This is a genomic window from Clostridium sp. K04 (assembly GCF_019734375.1).
GTDB lineage: Bacteria > Bacillota > Clostridia > Clostridiales > Clostridiaceae > Clostridium > Clostridium saudiense.
Genome location: NZ_JAASHD010000003.1, coordinates 197,699 through 212,527, shown reverse-complemented (window position 1 = coordinate 212,527; position 14,829 = coordinate 197,699). Strand labels below are relative to the sequence as shown.

The window sequence follows — 14,829 nt, the reverse complement described above, 5'->3', positions numbered from 1 at the left end:
CTTCCCATAAAAATTGCTCCCTCTATAGTAATGACAGTTTTATTATTTTAACTGTCTACTATAAAGGGAGCATATCACATTTATCTATACCACTTTTTTATAATAGCTATTAATTAAAGAAAGCTATATAAGCTGTATTTACATATACAGTTCTTTTATCTTCTAATCTTACTGCTGCTATTCCATTATTTACATAAGCAACTTCACCTGTAATTAATATTGGTAATCCAGTGATTCCTATTGTTAAAGTAACTCCTGTATAATTTCTAATTAATTCTTCCATTTTCTTATTTATCCCCCTGTTTTTCATTTTTATAATATTTTTAAATATACCTTTGTCATACAGTACTATTATTTATGATGTTCTTCGTCCTTATGATGTCCTTTTTCATCATCGTGACCTTCTTTATGATGATCGCTCTTATCGTGTCCTTTTTCATCATCATAATCCTCTTTATGATGATCTTCTTTATTATCCTTTTCTTCATGGTGATTTTCTTTATGATGATCTTCAGAATTTTTTTCATTCTTTTCTTTATGATCTTCTTTATGATTATCTTCTTTTCCGCCATGATCTTCTTTATTATTATCGTTTTCTTCTTTTACTGCTTCTTTATCATTTTTTTTCTCTGCTTGTTCATCTGATTTGTCTTTTCCATCTTTATTGTCTTTTTCGTCTTTTCCGTCTTTTCCGTCTTTATTGTCTTTTCCACCTTTTCCATCATCTTTTTTATGATCTTTACCATCTTGCTCATCTGTAAGATCTTTTAAGGTTGAAAATCCTAATCCTAGTCCTTTTAATTCACTAAATCCTTCTTCTTTTTTAATTTCTGCTATAGGTTTAGGTGGTCCTGGCTTTTTTCCTTTATCATCTGGCCTATCTGTTAATGATTTTAAAGTTTGAAAACCTGGTCCTAAATCTTTTAATTCTCCAAATCCACTAAAAGATTTGCCTTTTTTATCAATTAATTCCTTCAATGGAGCACCTACACCTTTTAGTGCTTCAAATCCAGTTGCTTTCTCTTTCATTTTGAACCTCCTTTTATTCACCCTTTGTAGTAATTATCATAGAACTATAATCTATCTTAAACTTCTTATCATTAATAGAAGAAAGCAATTAGACTTGATTCTATATAAACGCTACTACCATCCCTTAATCTTAGAGTTATTATAGATCCATCTCCACCAATTACTTCACCTGTAATCACTATTGGTAATCCTGTAAGAGCTATAGTTATATTTGTTCCTTGAAAATTATTTGTTATTAAATCATACATATTTTTTATCCTCCAATGATTCCTCTCCATACCAGCAACCTTTCTAGGTACGCCTTAATACGACAAATATATATTTTTTTCTTATAGTACATAGTATTAAAACATAATTATTTTTGTTCCTCATAATCCATTTAAAAAATAAAATATATTAACTTTTAAGTATTCACAAATGATTAATAATTATAAAAAAAGAAGTCGATACAAGTAATTTACATTACATATATCAACTTCTTTTTTAATACAACTTATACTATTTAATTAAGTTATATTACACAATACTAACTTCAGCACATATATTTAATATTCTCTGTATAAATTTCATCTTTACTATTTTAATATAAAGTATACTGCTGAATATGGTCTCATATCAATTGATAATAACCTTCTATTACTACTTGAAACTATTGAAGCAGAATCATTTTTATTACCATTTTCATAATACTTAATATACTCTTCAATTAATATTCTATAATCTGCTTTTCCATCTCCACCATATTCACTTATACTGCTATCCATAAGGATTTCTAATGTTTTATCTTCAATAGGAACTTCAAATCCTTTATGATAAGCATCTGAAAAATTAAATAAAGCTAATATCTTTTCATCTTTACATATTCTTTCAAAAACATATATACACTTCTCTTCTTCATGGCAATTTACCCAATTAAATCCTTCTATTTCATAATCATTTTCAAATAATGCTGGATGATTAATATAAACTAAACTTAAATCACGCATGAATCTATGAAACTTATTATGCATCGGATACTCTAGAAGATTCCAATCTTGCTCTTTCTTTTCATCCCATTCTCTAAATTGACCAATTTCATTTCCCATAAAATTCAGTTTTTTACCTGGATGAGCATACATATACATATATAATGCTCTAGCCTGCTTAAACTTATCATCATATTCTCCATGCATTTTTTGGATTATAGTAGCTTTCCCATGAACAACTTCATCATGAGATAAAGGCATTAGAAAATGTTCACTATAAAAATACATCATAGAAAAAGTTAGCTTATGATAAGCTCTTCTTCTGTCATAAGGATGTAATTTAAAATATTCTAATGTATCATTCATCCATCCCATATCCCATTTATAGTCAAATCCAAGTCCGCCTTCTTCTATTGGAGCTGTAACTTTTGGATATGCAGTTGAATCTTCTGCAGCTAAAATTATATTTGGATGCATATATTTTAACCCCTGATTCATACCTTTAATGAAATCTACTGCATCTTTATTTTCTCCTCTATTTGAATCCCCTTGCCAATAAATAATATTACTTAATGCATCAACTCTTAATCCATCAAAATGATATTCTTCAATCCAATAATTTGCTGCTGATTGTAAAAAGCTTCTTACTTCTCCTTTTGAATGCATAAAGTTCTTACTTCCCCATTGACTAATTGCAATATCATCATATGAATATTCATATAAAGGCTCTCCATCATAATTAGCCAATGCAAAACTATCTACTGCAAAATGTACTGGAACAAAATCCATTAATACACCAATATTATTCTTATGACACGCATTTATTAAGCTTTTTAAATCTGTTGCAGTTCCATACCTAGACGTCGGACTAAAAAATCCTGTATTTTGATATCCCCATGACTCATCACATGGATGTTCACTTAAGGGCATAATCTCAATATAGTTGTATCCATACTCTTTTACATACGGAATCAACTTGTCCTCTAATTCCCTATAATTATACCAGGTATTACCTTCTTTCTTTTTCCATGATCCTAAATGAACCTCATAAATATTTAATGGTTTATCTTTACAATCTGTTCTATTCTTAATCCATTCATCATCATCAAATTTATATTCATTTAAATCTCTAATTATTGAAGCTGTGTTTGGTCTTAATTCCATTCCAAATCCATATGGATCACAATGCTCAATACAATCTCCATTTTTACTGTAGATTCTATACTTATATAACATTCCTTCCTTTAAATTTGGGACTCTACATTCAAAGAATTTACCATCTTCTATTCTTTTCATCTCTGTCCCTTCCCAATTATTGAAATCCCCAACCAATTCTACCTTTAAAGCATTTGGTGCATAAGTTCTAAATACAACTCCATCTTCCTCGATATGTGCCCCCATATATTTATAGGCATCAAAAACTTTTCCTGTGTAAAATCCATACATGTCCATATTGCAATCTCCTTTTATTGTAATGTAGTGATTTTATCAATCACTTCTTATTTTACATTATTTGTAAAATAAAAACTATAATAAATTCTCACAAAAATAAAATTTATTATAGTTTTTAGTAGACATATAAAATAAAAGATATCTTCTCATAAAATATTAATATCAAAATATTATTTATTATAATAGAAGTAAAAAATAAATGGAGTACTTCTAGGAATTATAACAATTCCTAGAGGTACTCCATTTATCTATTCTTTATTAGTAGATTTCATTAAGTTTCAGAAAGCTAATATTTTTTTCTGTCATTTATATATATAAGTTAATTGTTGCTTAATATATAATTTATGTGCAAATGCCATAACTGCTGATTTTAATATTTCACTTTCCCTTGTATAATTACTTGATTTAGAAGTCTTTGAAAAATCTCTTGTGAAAAATACTGACTTAATTGCTTGCTCAGTTTCATCGCAAAAATAATCATAAGCAACTTCAATTGGACAACTTTCCATTTGAATATTTATTAAATCACATATCTCATGTAAACTAAATACCTGTTTTAATACACAAACAACTATTAAGTGTGCTAAATGTTCTTCATTATATTTTTTATCCTTAGGCGGCAAAATAACTTTTTGTTTAACATAATTATTCAACATAGTTGGTGTTAATAATTTTTCATCACTTTCAATATTTAACGTTTTTGCTAATTCCTCTAAATATGTAATTACTTGATCTTTATAAAGTGGAACCTTTGGTAATTCCTTAAATCTTGGTATAGAAAAATCAAAAGACTCCATGTTTCCTCCTCTCTACTTTAATGCATCATGCTTTTTAATGTATTGTACAGAAATACAGCTTGGACCTCCTTGAGTGGTAAATACTGGTCCTAACATTTTAATTTCTATATCTGCATTTTCTATATATTCTAGTATAATATTTTTTGTATCTTTTGCCAATTCTTCATTACATGCATGTGAAATATAAATTTTATAATTTGAATCTACATTATTATTAATCATTTCTTCACTTATTTTTTGTATTGCCTTTTTGAGTGTACGTTTTGTTGTAAATTTCACTAAAGATTTTTTATCTTCAGCAAGAGTCATAACAGGTACTAATTTAATTACACTTCCTATTTTCCCAACAATAGGAGATAATCTTCCCCCTCTTACTAAATAATCAAAATCATGTGGTATTAAAAATGATTTTGTTTCTTCCATTGCCTTTTTTATTTCACTAACTATTTCATTTTTAGTTTTTCCTAATTTAACAAGCTCCACTGCTAAATCAACTAAATAATTTTGCGGACCACATAAAGTTTCTGAATTAATTACTTCAATACGATCCGCGTTAGTCGCCATATCTTTTGCAACACATGCTGAATTATAAGTCCCAGACAATCCGTCTGCCATTGAAATATTAATTATCTCATCTTCTATATTTTCATCATAAATATTTAATACTTCTCCTATAGCAGGCTGTGATGAAACTGGAATATGTCCTTCATTAATTATATTAATAAATTCCTCAGTATTTATATCTTCATACTCTCTATAAGTTTTACCATTAATAGTTACTATCAATGGTGCAATCGTAACTCCCTTTGCTTGTCCATCTTTTTTTGAATATAATGCTGATGAATCAGATACTATTCTTATCATAAATCCTCTCTCCAATCATTTAATATATTATTCTAAACTATTTTGAGTTTCATTCTAAAAGACATAGTTTTGAAAACTATTTGTTTTAGATTATCACCCTAAATATATTTTGTCAATATTATTCACTCATTGTTCACATTCATCTCACATAAAAAAACATAAAAATAGAGCTGAATCTGCCTTTGATTCAGCTCTATTTTTACTATTTATTTGTTTTAGCTAAAAGCATTTCACAAATTGTTTCTTTGTCCTTTGCTGCTATAATTTCATCTTTGAATTCATCATCCATTAAACTTACAGCTAATACTTGAAGTATCTTTAAATGTTCATTTCCTTCGCCTTCTGGCACCGCTATTAAGAACACTAAATTAACTGGTTCATCATCTAGCGATTCCCAATCAATTCCTTTAGAACTTTTCCCAACTATTACGGTTGGAAATTTAACATAAGCTGATTTTGCATGTGGAATTGCTACTCCATCACCAATTCCTGTTGTTGACATCGCTTCTCTAGCTTTTACATCTTCAACATACTTATCAACATCTATTAATCTATCTTGTGCTAATTTTGCTAAATGTCTAATTGTTTCAAATTTTTCTTTTGTGTTTAAATCTAAATCTACATATTTTATATCAAATAATTTATTCATAATTATCACTCCTTAAACTTCTATTATCTATTATGCGGCTACTTTTTCATTTTCTTGTTCACTTTTTTTATATTTATTTGCCTTCAATACATTTACCATTACTGCAGTTATTGCTGATCCTGCAATAATTGCTACAAAGAACATTAAAATTCCTTCAATACCACCCATTAACGCTACAATCGGACCACCATGTGGTACTATATCTGTTACTTTTGCTAGTGCTGCAATGTTAGCTCCAACTATTGAACCTACCATTAATGATGGTATAACTCTTAATGGATCCATTGATGCAAATGGGATTGCCCCTTCTGTTATTCCACAAAGCCCCATTGCAAAAGCAGCCTTACCAGCATCTAATTCTTCTTTGCTATAATACTTCTTTCCTATGAATGTTGCGATTCCCATACCAATTGGTGGAATTGCTACTGCCGCTGCAATTGGTCCCATTACTTCTGGGTTACCTGCTGTAATCATTGATACACCAAATAAAAATGCTGTTTTATTAACTGGCCCACCCATATCAAACGCTATCATCGCACCTAAAATTGTTGCTAAAACTACTGAACTAGTACCTGATAAACATGCTAAGAAATTAGTTAAACTTTCAAATACAATTGTAATTGGTCCACCCAAAACGAATATAAATGCTAAACCTGTTACTAATGTTGATATGATTGGAATAATTATGATTGGCATAATTGGTTTAATCATATTTGGAACTTTTATTGACTTTAATCCCTTAACTATATAAGCTGCTAAGAAACCTGTTACAATACCACCTAAGAAACCTGCATTTGCTTCTGATCCATAGAAATAACCATTTGCTGCTATATATCCGCCAATTAATCCTGGTACTAAACCTGGTCTATCTGCAATTGAATATGCAATGAATCCTGATAAAATTGGTACCATGAATGTAAAGCCTGCAGCTCCAATTTGTTCAACACTCTTCCACAATGAATCATCTGGAACTACTAAGCCCGCTTCTGTAGGTTGTCCACCAAATGCTAATGCTAAAGCAATTAACAATCCTGCAACTACTACAACTGGAATCATGTAAGAAACTCCACCCATTAAATGCTTATAAAATGCTGGCTGTTTAGCTTTTATTGCTTTCTTTTCTTCTTCTACACTTTTTATTTTTTTTGCTGAATTTATATTTGATTTTTTCTTTTCAACTTTTCCATCTAAGAACATTTGAATTAAAACATCTGGCTCTTTTATTGCTCTAGCTATTGGACATTCTATCATTGCCATTCCTTCAAATCTTTCTAAACTAACAGCTTTGTCTGCTGCAATGATAATTCCATCTGCTTCTTTTATATCTTGCTCCGTAATAACATTTTCAGCTCCTGTTGAACCTTGAGTCTCGACTTTAATATCAACTCCCATTTTCTTTGCCATTTTATTCAACTTTTCTGCAGCTATGTAAGTATGAGCTATACCTACTGGGCATGAAGTTATTGCTAGTAATTTCATATATTAACGCCTCCATTTAATTATTTATTCGTCTTCTTGAGTTTCTTTCACTCACCTTATGACTTAATTATAGAGTTAATGTAAACATATTCATAGTTATACTTTTTCCTCTTAAAAAGGAAATAATATATCAGACATTCCATTTCCTTTTTAAGAGGAAATATATTACCTACATGCATTTAAAATTTTGATACTATCATCTTTAATTCTTCAAAGTTTTGGCACTTAATTATTTTTCTTATAATTTCACCATCTATTATATTTTTATAGATTTGCTCCAAGTAAGATTTCCACTCTTCCTTATCTACCATAGACATCCCAATAAAAAATACTACCTGCACCTTTTCTTTATCCCATGTAATAGCTTTATTAAACACAGATACTGAAATAAACGATTGCTTAATCTCTTCATTCATATCATGAGGTATTGCCACTAATTCCCCAATTTCTGTGCTAGCTAAATCTTCCCTTTTAAAAATATTTTCTTTAACGCATTGTGTTATATAGCCTTCATCAATTAATTTACTTGTTATGTTTTCTAATGCTTCATCCCTTGTATCTACATCTAAATGATTAAAAAATAAGGATTCTTTAAATTTACTAACTAAAACATTATTACCTAAAGAATTTCCATTAAATTTATCTTAAATAAATGCTATTTCTCCATTATCTAAGAGACTTTTAACATAAATAATTTTCTCTGAATCACCTTTTAGATTAATTGTTGAAATTATTAAATCATAAGAATTTAAAATCTCTTCATTAAATTCATATTTTGGAATAGTATCTATTATATTGATTCTATCTTTAAATTTAGCTTCTAACTTTACCTTTAATAATAAAGAGGTTCCAACACCATTTTCACAAACAATCATTACATTTTTCTTATTTTTATTTAAATTATCTTTAAGCCTTTCTATTGCAGCAGCAAAGTGTAATGCTATAAATCCAATATCGTCTTCCTTTAAATCACATCCAATAGCTTCTTTTATTATTTCATTTGAATAAACAGATAGTTCTAAAGCAAATGGATAATTATTTTTTATAGCACTTAATAATGAATTTTCAACAATAATTCCATATTGAGCTCTATAAATTGAAGCTTTTAAATGATGTACTAAAAAATCTATTAAAACATTGTCTTCTAATAAATTAATATTAAATTTATCCTTAATTTTTAAAAGTATTTTTCTAACTAGCTCGTATTCATTATTAAGCTTCATACCATCTTTTGTTTTAATTTTAATAGAACTGCTAGAAACCATATATTTTGTTAAATAAAGAATCTCTATTTCTTCTAAAACAATTCCAAATCGTTCAGAAATATCATCACAAATAACCTTTGCTACTCCATATCTCCATGCTTCACTTAATTTCTTCTTTGTTTCTTCACTATATTTAACATTATTATGATTATTATTTCTAACAATCATAATTAAAATCAATGAAATAATATCTCTTAATGCCTTATCTGATAATTTAAAATCAAATTTATCTATATTACTTTTTACAATAGTAGTTATTATCTCTTCATTATTATTTCCTAATATTAAATTTAAACTTTCTTGTATCCTTTCACTGAGCTCTGTATTACTCTTATTATATTTCTTTATACAACTTCTTATATCTTCCTCTTCTCCTATAATTCTTAGACCCTTATTACTTATTTTCTCAATATTTAGATGATACTTTTCTAAAATATCCTTTACTATTTTCATATCATTTTTTAATGAAGAAACACTTATGAATAATCTATCTGCCAATTCAATTTGTGTTATTCCTTCAATATTATCTAAGTTATTTATTAAAAATTGTGAAATTATACTCTCTGCTCTTCCTAATGCTGTACTGCTATCTTCACCTTTACTTTTGTTATTATTAATTAAGCTATTAAATAACACTTCATTTTTTATATTTAATTTATATCCTCTTGCTTTCTCAGAAACTATACTTGCACCATTTCTTTCCAGAATTTTATTTAATTCTTTTATATCACTTCTCACAGTTCTTGATGAAACCCCAAGGTTATTGCATAAAAACTCCCCCGTAATTATTTCAGTATTTTCAAATAATAATTCTAATATTTTTTGTAATCTTGGACTTTTTATCACTTAAATCACCCTAATCTTTTTATCCTAATTTTATATACAATTATTCATATCTCATATTACCGCTTATGAATATGTTTTCACAGGTATATTTTTTCCTTTATTAAAGGAAATCTTTAATCCTATATTCTTCTAAAAGTCTAACTATAGTATTGAAATTATTTTTTCACTATAATTAGCTTTTCAATAAAAGCATATTTGAACAGTGTTTACATACTTTTAATCTATTGAATAAATAAAAATGCAGCTTCTTATTTCTAAGAATTACTGCATTTTCTTTATATTAATATTTATAAATTTCTTTATACTTATCATCTAAATATTTTAGGAAATACTTAGCTTTAAGCTCTTCACCTGTAATTTTCTTTATTAAATCACTTGGATCATAAAGGTTTCCATATACATGTACATTTTTATTTAACCATTGATGTACTGAATTTAAATTCCCCTTTGAAATTTCATCATAAATATGTGGTTCATCCTTAAGCATTTTATTTAACATTTGTGCTCCATAAAGGTTTCCTAAAGCATAACTTGGAAAATATCCAAATGAACCATCTGACCAGTGAACATCTTGAAGAACCCCTTCCTTATCACTCTTTGGCTCTACTCCTAAATACTCCTTATACTTTTCATTCCACACTGTTGGAAGCTCACTAACCTTTATCTTGTCATTTATAAGAAGTTTTTCTATTTCATATCTTATTATTACATGAAGACTATATGTTAATTCATCTGCTTCAGTTCTTATTAATGAAGGCTCTACTTTATTGATAATTTTATAAAAATCCTCTTTTGTTACATGATTAAATTGATTATGAAATTCTTTTTTTGCTTCTTTATATAAATAGTTACAAAAAGCTTTACTTCTTCCTATTATATTTTCATAAAATCTTGATTGAGATTCGTGAATTGCCATAGATGCAGCTTTATTTATACCTGTTCCATCTAATGAATCTGGAATATCCTGCTCATATATAGCATGTCCACCTTCATGTATTGCTGAAAACATTGCTGATGTAAAATCATTTAAATAATAATGATTTGTGATCCTAACATCTTTATTTGTCATATCCATAGTGTAAGGATGCTCACTTTCATCCATTCTTCCTGATTTAAAATCAAATCCCATAGTATTTAACAATTCTATGCAAAATCTTTCTTGATTTTCTTTTGGAAATTCCTTGCCTTCAAATTTATTATTAATTTTTACTTTGCTATTTTTAATTTTATTTAAAATCTCGACTATTCCATCTCTTAATTCTGTAAATACTACATCTAATTTTTCAACTGTTAATCCAGCCTCATAATCGTCAAGTAATGTATTGTACTTATTACCTTTATATCCCCTATATTTTATTGACTGCTTAGTTAATTCCACTATTTTTTCTAAATCTGGCTTAAATATTTCAAAATTATCTTCACTTTTAGCCTTTTCCCAAGATAATTGTCCTTTAGCTGCAGCTAACGAAAATTCTTTTACAAACTCTTCAGGATATATCTTTTGCTTATCATATTCTTTTTTCATTTCTGTTAACATTCTTTTATGAATTAAATCTAAGTCATCTATATGTTCTTCAAAGAACTTTATAAATTCTTGCTTTTTTGCCCCAACTAGTAAATTATGTTGTTGTAAACTCATAAATGACATGGTTTCTGTTCTGCTTTCTGCCACATTTTCAGGCATACCTGTAGTCATATCCCAATACATAAGGCTTTCTGCTGTTCTATAATGCTCTATTTCCTTTAAATATTCTGCGTATTCTTTTAATTTACTTTCTAATTCTTTCATAATATACCCCCATATATATTAAAAACTCTTCGTTATTAAATATATTATTAAATAACTTACTTAGTCTTTTTTGTATATTAATTCACTTTTTATTAATTTATATATCAATAATTGTATCACAAATATTATTTAACTTTATATAAAAAAGTAGTCTTTTCAATGTTTTATGCTAAATTATAAATCTACAATTAGCATCTAACATTTTCTAGACTACTTTCTCTCAAGATTATAAATATAATTACTTACTTATTATATTTATAATCTCATCAATCTTTTTAGCACCAAAATAAATTTGTTCATCATTCACTATTATCGCTGGTACACTCATTACTTTAAATTTATCCTTTATATCTTTAAAATTAGATATATCAATCATTTCTGCTTCTACATTTTTATTTTCTATAGCAATTCTTTGAGATGAAACTACTACATCTGGGCATAAATGGCAAGCCAATGATACACACACCTTAATATTTATCCCTTTGTCTATTTTCTTAATATTATTTAATGTTTCTTCAGATATTTGTTGACCTTCACTTCCAAGATTATATATAGCTAATATAAATGAATTTAACTCATGTCCCCCAGGTACCCCATGGAATTTAACTCCACTATAACTTTTCTCTGAATTTAATAATGCAACTATAGGATATTTGTCTGCATTTATCTTATTTTCAACTTCTATATTTTCACCTTTAGTATAAATTTCAGCAGAAACTTTTTCACCCAACTCTGCAATATCTAATACTAAATCTCTTAACTCTATAGACTTACTATTACTTTCATCTACTACAGATACAAGTGTAACACTCTTATCTAATCTAGCTAATATCCCTTTTAATTGAGTTCTTAATCCATCATTTAAAAGATTACTTCTTTTTTGTATATCTCCTAAATCAGTATTAATTTCTTCCTTCTTCTCCACCTTTTTAGATTCATATTCATCTTTGATTCCAAGTCTTTCTTTTAATTCAATGACATATCTTTCTGCAGAAGTTGCTGCAATAGCACCATCAGATACAGCTGTTACTATTTGTCTTAAAGCTTTGGGTCTTAAATCACCAGCAACATATACACCTTCAACATTAGTTTCCATATTTTCATTACTCATTATATATCCAAACTTATCAAGTTCTAAAATACCTTTAAATAATTGGCTTTGTGGTGCATATCCGACAAATACAAATATACCAAATGAACCATCTTCCTTTTTAGCATGATATTCAAATGTTTCACCTGTTTTATTATTGATAAACTTAGCATAGTTTATCATTTCAGTTCCACTTGCTTCTAATATTTCAGTATTAAACTTAACTTCTACCTTTGGATGTTCTAAAACCTTATCTGCTATTGATTTTGCACAAGTAAACTCTGGCTCTCTAGCTATAACTGTAACTTTAGTTGCAAACTTAGTTAAGAACATTGCTTCTTCAGCTGCTGCAAATCCAGCTCCAATAACAAATACTTCTAACCCTTCGAAGAATTGACCATCACAAGTCGAACAATAAGCTACACCTCTACCTGTAAATTCTTCTTCGCCTTTAAAGCCTAACTTTCTTGGTGATGCTCCTGTGGCTATAACCACACTTCTTCCCTTTATTTCTCCTCTATCAGTTTTTAAGGTTTTCACATCGCCTTCTAGAGCAACTTCTAAAACTTCAGCCGACATGAAGTTTACCCCGAAGTCTTCAGCTTGTTTTCTCATTTCTTCCATAAGTTTTGGTCCATTACTATTTCTAGCTCCTGGATAATTTGATATATCGTAAGTTTTATTTACTTGACCACCAAATTCAGCCTTTTCTATAATTAAAGTATTTAATTTTGCCCTACCTGCATATATTCCTGTTGAAAGTCCTGCTGGACCTGCCCCAATTACTAGTAAATCATATATTTTTTCCATACTCATTTCCTCCTTCTTTATTTTTTAAAGCATTAATAAAGCTTTATCTTTATAAAAATTTATTAATACTTTAAATTTTTTTATAATGATAAGCAGTAAATAAACACGCATAAAATTTACTACTTATCATCATATAAATATTTAGTATCTATAAATATTAAAGGCTACATCTAAACCCAATTAGTTTAGATAAAGCCTTAATAGCAAATCTTATAGCTTACCAACTAAATCTAAGCTTGGTACTAAAGTTTCTTCACCTGGTTGCCATTTAGCTGGGCAAACTTGATCCCCATGTTCAGCAACAAATTGAGCTGCTTGAACTTTTCTTAATAATTCTTCTGCATTTCTTCCAATACCATTATCATGAACTTCATATGCTTTGATTTCACCTTCTGGATTGATTACAAATGATCCTCTTAATGCTAATCCTTCTTCTTCAATCATAACTTCAAAGTCTCTAGCTAACTTACCTGTTGGATCTGCTAACATTGGATATTGAATTTTTGCAATTGTTTCTGAAGCATCTGCCCATGCTTTGTGAACAAAATGAGTATCTGTAGATACTGAGTATACTTCACAAACAGCTTCTTTAAACTTAGCATAGTTATCTGCTAGTTCTCCTAATTCTGTTGGGCAAACAAATGTAAAATCTGCTGGATAGAATACAACTACTGACCAATGGCCCTTCATTGATTCTAATGTTACTTCCTTAAATTCTCCGTTATGATAAGCTTGAACTGTAAAATCTGAAACCTTTTTATTTATTAATGACATATTCTTTCTCCTCCTGAAATTTAATTTCAATTGATATTTTTTATCAATTACTTCTTGTAATTAATAATAATTATTACCTAATAATTTATCAACACTTATTTTAAAAAAATTTATCTTTTATTTTTTTATTCTTAAATAGAAAATAGCCTTAACCTATGTAAATTAAAGGTTAAGACTACTTCATTAATAAAAATCTATTTAATTTTTATTTCTAGTTGAATTATTGATTTTTCTGCCTCATTAGTATTTATCCTTGATAATATTGAAAATTCATTAAAATCCCCGACTATTTCTATATTATTTTTTTCAATATAATTCAGCATTTTTTTATAATACTTTAAGTTATTTCTATATCCATCATCATAATACATTGTTAAATATTTACCTTTTGGTAGTATGATCTTTTCATAATTTCCACTTAAATTTCCATGCTTATATAACATTATTGCAGTATAAACTACTTTATCTTCAGTTTTCAATTTCTCTAAAGAAGCTTCGAATGCTAACTCAGAATTCAACATACAATCATCTTTTTCTGCCTCAAGTAAAACTTTTCTCAAATTAAGCTCAATTTCTTTTACATTCTCCATTCTACAATTATATCTCTCAACTACTCTTTCATCATTTTCTTTAATGAAGATTTCTGCTTTCTCTACTTTCTTACTTTCTTTTATTCTAAAATCTAAAAAGTCAATATATGATTTAACAGCTTCAAGTTCCTTTATCTTTTTATCTAAGACCACTCTTTGCTGTTCAAGTATTTTTATCATAGAATCTGCAGTTATTTCATCTTTTAATAAATCTTCTATTTCCTTTAATGATAGTCCCATAAGCTTACATTGCTTTAATAAATCAATCTTTATAAATTGATTTATTGAATAATACCTATAATTATTTTGCTTATTTATATAAGCTGGTTTAAGTAGTCCCATTTTATCATAATACCTTAATGTTTGAATTGGAACATTAGTTAATTTAGATAGTTCTCCAACTGAAAAATAAGTTTCCATATAAAAAATC

General features: G+C 28.0%; 13 protein-coding genes and 1 pseudogene. All 14 read right to left on the bottom strand.

The genetic code is table 11. From position 1 onward, the window contains the following. Nucleotides 1–109: 109 nt before the first annotated feature. On the bottom strand, nucleotides 110–283 hold the full coding sequence (locus tag HCG70_RS02710; RefSeq protein ID WP_156327477.1) for a hypothetical protein: 174 nt from the start codon (nucleotides 281–283) through the stop codon (nucleotides 110–112). Nucleotides 284–351: 68 nt separating this feature from the next. Next, the gene (locus tag HCG70_RS02705; protein WP_221697463.1) at nucleotides 352–1,029 is read right to left on the bottom strand and encodes a hypothetical protein; all 678 of its coding nucleotides are present in this window, start codon (nucleotides 1,027–1,029) and stop codon (nucleotides 352–354) included. A gap of 71 nt (nucleotides 1,030–1,100) precedes the next feature. Further along, nucleotides 1,101–1,277 (bottom strand): hypothetical protein, encoded by a 177-nt coding sequence (locus HCG70_RS02700; protein ID WP_156327476.1) that lies wholly within the window; start codon nucleotides 1,275–1,277, stop codon nucleotides 1,101–1,103. A gap of 327 nt (nucleotides 1,278–1,604) precedes the next feature. Next, nucleotides 1,605–3,446 carry a 1,4-alpha-glucan branching protein GlgB gene (gene glgB, locus HCG70_RS02695; RefSeq protein ID WP_042395938.1) on the bottom strand — a complete coding sequence of 614 codons (1,842 nt, stop codon included), beginning with the start codon at nucleotides 3,444–3,446 and terminating at the stop codon, nucleotides 1,605–1,607. Nucleotides 3,447–3,748: 302 nt separating this feature from the next. Continuing rightward, nucleotides 3,749–4,243, bottom strand: coding sequence for a DUF1836 domain-containing protein (locus HCG70_RS02690; RefSeq protein WP_042395933.1), 495 nt, complete (start codon nucleotides 4,241–4,243; stop codon nucleotides 3,749–3,751). Between the two features lie 12 nt (nucleotides 4,244–4,255). Further along, nucleotides 4,256–5,107, bottom strand: a complete 852-nt coding sequence (locus HCG70_RS02685; RefSeq protein WP_042395930.1) for a DegV family protein — start codon at nucleotides 5,105–5,107, stop codon at nucleotides 4,256–4,258. Nucleotides 5,108–5,309: 202 nt separating this feature from the next. Next, nucleotides 5,310–5,756 carry a PTS sugar transporter subunit IIA gene (locus HCG70_RS17335; RefSeq protein WP_042395928.1) on the bottom strand — a complete coding sequence of 149 codons (447 nt, stop codon included), beginning with the start codon at nucleotides 5,754–5,756 and terminating at the stop codon, nucleotides 5,310–5,312. A 30-nt stretch (nucleotides 5,757–5,786) separates the two neighbouring features. Further along, nucleotides 5,787–7,235, bottom strand: coding sequence for a PTS fructose transporter subunit IIC (locus HCG70_RS02680; protein WP_260457717.1), 1,449 nt, complete (start codon nucleotides 7,233–7,235; stop codon nucleotides 5,787–5,789). Between the two features lie 179 nt (nucleotides 7,236–7,414). After that, nucleotides 7,415–7,819, bottom strand: a pseudogene (locus tag HCG70_RS02675) (PTS sugar transporter subunit IIA); the annotation flags it as partial. Between the two features lie 60 nt (nucleotides 7,820–7,879). Next, complete coding sequence (locus HCG70_RS02670; RefSeq protein WP_221697462.1) at nucleotides 7,880–9,346, bottom strand: transcription antiterminator; 1,467 nt, start codon at nucleotides 9,344–9,346, stop codon at nucleotides 7,880–7,882. A gap of 280 nt (nucleotides 9,347–9,626) precedes the next feature. After that, entirely contained in the window at nucleotides 9,627–11,135 is a 1,509-nt protein-coding gene (locus HCG70_RS02665; protein WP_055277427.1) for a carboxypeptidase M32, read from the bottom strand. 238 nt (nucleotides 11,136–11,373) lie between these two features. Continuing rightward, nucleotides 11,374–13,035 carry an FAD-dependent oxidoreductase gene (locus tag HCG70_RS02660; protein WP_221697461.1) on the bottom strand — a complete coding sequence of 554 codons (1,662 nt, stop codon included), beginning with the start codon at nucleotides 13,033–13,035 and terminating at the stop codon, nucleotides 11,374–11,376. Nucleotides 13,036–13,245: 210 nt separating this feature from the next. Then, the gene (gene ahpC / locus HCG70_RS02655; RefSeq protein ID WP_221697460.1) at nucleotides 13,246–13,809 is read right to left on the bottom strand and encodes an alkyl hydroperoxide reductase subunit C; all 564 of its coding nucleotides are present in this window, start codon (nucleotides 13,807–13,809) and stop codon (nucleotides 13,246–13,248) included. A gap of 194 nt (nucleotides 13,810–14,003) precedes the next feature. Continuing rightward, nucleotides 14,004–14,819 (bottom strand): MerR family transcriptional regulator, encoded by an 816-nt coding sequence (locus HCG70_RS02650; RefSeq protein ID WP_042395909.1) that lies wholly within the window; start codon nucleotides 14,817–14,819, stop codon nucleotides 14,004–14,006. Nucleotides 14,820–14,829: the final 10 nt, after the last annotated feature.

What these genes read in the sequence shown, in the direction of transcription:
- HCG70_RS02705 (WP_221697463.1), bottom strand. Translation starts at nt 1,029, where the DNA reads ATGAAAGAGAAAGCAACTGGATTTGAAGCACTAAAAGGTGTAGGTGCT.
- HCG70_RS17335 (WP_042395928.1), bottom strand. Translation starts at nt 5,756, where the DNA reads ATGAATAAATTATTTGATATAAAATATGTAGATTTAGATTTAAACACA.
- HCG70_RS02665 (WP_055277427.1), bottom strand. Translation starts at nt 11,135, where the DNA reads ATGAAAGAATTAGAAAGTAAATTAAAAGAATACGCAGAATATTTAAAG.
- HCG70_RS02700 (WP_156327476.1), bottom strand. Translation starts at nt 1,277, where the DNA reads ATGTATGATTTAATAACAAATAATTTTCAAGGAACAAATATAACTATA.
- HCG70_RS02690 (WP_042395933.1), bottom strand. Translation starts at nt 4,243, where the DNA reads ATGGAGTCTTTTGATTTTTCTATACCAAGATTTAAGGAATTACCAAAG.
- glgB (WP_042395938.1), bottom strand. Translation starts at nt 3,446, where the DNA reads ATGGACATGTATGGATTTTACACAGGAAAAGTTTTTGATGCCTATAAA.
- HCG70_RS02680 (WP_260457717.1), bottom strand. Translation starts at nt 7,235, where the DNA reads ATGAAATTACTAGCAATAACTTCATGCCCAGTAGGTATAGCTCATACT.
- HCG70_RS02710 (WP_156327477.1), bottom strand. Translation starts at nt 283, where the DNA reads ATGGAAGAATTAATTAGAAATTATACAGGAGTTACTTTAACAATAGGA.
- HCG70_RS02650 (WP_042395909.1), bottom strand. Translation starts at nt 14,819, where the DNA reads ATGGAAACTTATTTTTCAGTTGGAGAACTATCTAAATTAACTAATGTT.
- HCG70_RS02685 (WP_042395930.1), bottom strand. Translation starts at nt 5,107, where the DNA reads ATGATAAGAATAGTATCTGATTCATCAGCATTATATTCAAAAAAAGAT.
- HCG70_RS02660 (WP_221697461.1), bottom strand. Translation starts at nt 13,035, where the DNA reads ATGGAAAAAATATATGATTTACTAGTAATTGGGGCAGGTCCAGCAGGA.
- ahpC (WP_221697460.1), bottom strand. Translation starts at nt 13,809, where the DNA reads ATGTCATTAATAAATAAAAAGGTTTCAGATTTTACAGTTCAAGCTTAT.